At 72.7% G+C, this 934-nt stretch carries 1 protein-coding gene and 1 pseudogene; both read right to left on the minus strand.

The features are described from left to right. Window positions 1-281 (minus strand): sigma factor (locus tag I5E_RS27535; RefSeq protein WP_031263356.1); only part of this gene is annotated, 281 nt, incomplete at its 3' end. Then, window positions 281-463, minus strand: a pseudogene (locus I5E_RS27540) (YceI family protein); the annotation flags it as partial. The gene I5E_RS27535 and the pseudogene I5E_RS27540, both read right to left, overlap by 1 nt. Window positions 464-934 lie beyond the last annotated feature (471 nt).

Genomic DNA, 934 nt, shown 5'->3' on the forward strand with positions numbered 1-934 from the left:
CCGGTCGAGGGCAGCTCCGTGCCGTGTTCGCGGCGGTTGCGCGCCGACCGGGCGTCGTCGACGACGAGGTTCCTGGCCACGGTGAAGAGCCAGGCGCGTGCGCTGTCCGGGGCGCGTTCGAGCACGGCCGGCCGCTGCCACGCGCGCACCATGGTCTCCTGCACCACGTCCTCGACGGTGTGCCCGTCGCGGGTCAGGTGCCGGACGTGCCGGGTGAGCGCGTCGCCGTGCTCGCGGTAGAGGGTCGCGAGCAGCTCGTCGGCGGACCTGCCCGTGGCCATCACTTCGCCAGGTCGAGGGAGAACTCGACGGACCCCTTCGGGTCCACCGTCACGAAGCCGAGCGAGGGGGCCTCGACGCCGTAGTCGGCGAAGGTGATCGGGACGCTGCCGGCGACCTGGACCGTGCCGTCCTTCGCGACGGCGACCTGCGCGTCGGCGGTGACGGGCTTCTGGACGCCGTGTCGCGAGCGCCACCGGGTCGAAGGTCGCCACCGCGACCAGACCGACCGTGCCTGGTACCAGGAGCAGGAACGCGGGGAAGAACGACACGTTGGCCGGGATCGCCGGGACGATCCGTTCGAGCACGCGCGTCGCGATGAACAGGAGCGCGGCGGTCGCCCCCGTCGCGACGACGCTGCCGCCCAGCGGGGTGATGCCGGTGAGCAGGCCGTACGCCGACGTCATGACGATCACCGAGACGAGGGTGAGTCGCCACCCGGACTGGAACACCAGTCCCAGTCCGACGGCCAGGATCACCACCGCCACCCAGGACACCCAGTAGGGCGGGACGGCCTCCCACCCGCCGCGATCGGTGCCGACACCGGCGACCTCGCCGACGAGCGCCGCGGACGACGGGTCGACGTGCAGGCCGGTCAGCGCGCTGCCCGCGGCGATGCCGGGCGCCATGAAGCCGAGCATGATGATGCCCTGCA

Source organism: Curtobacterium sp. B18 (assembly GCF_000333375.1).
Taxonomy (GTDB): domain Bacteria; phylum Actinomycetota; class Actinomycetes; order Actinomycetales; family Microbacteriaceae; genus Curtobacterium.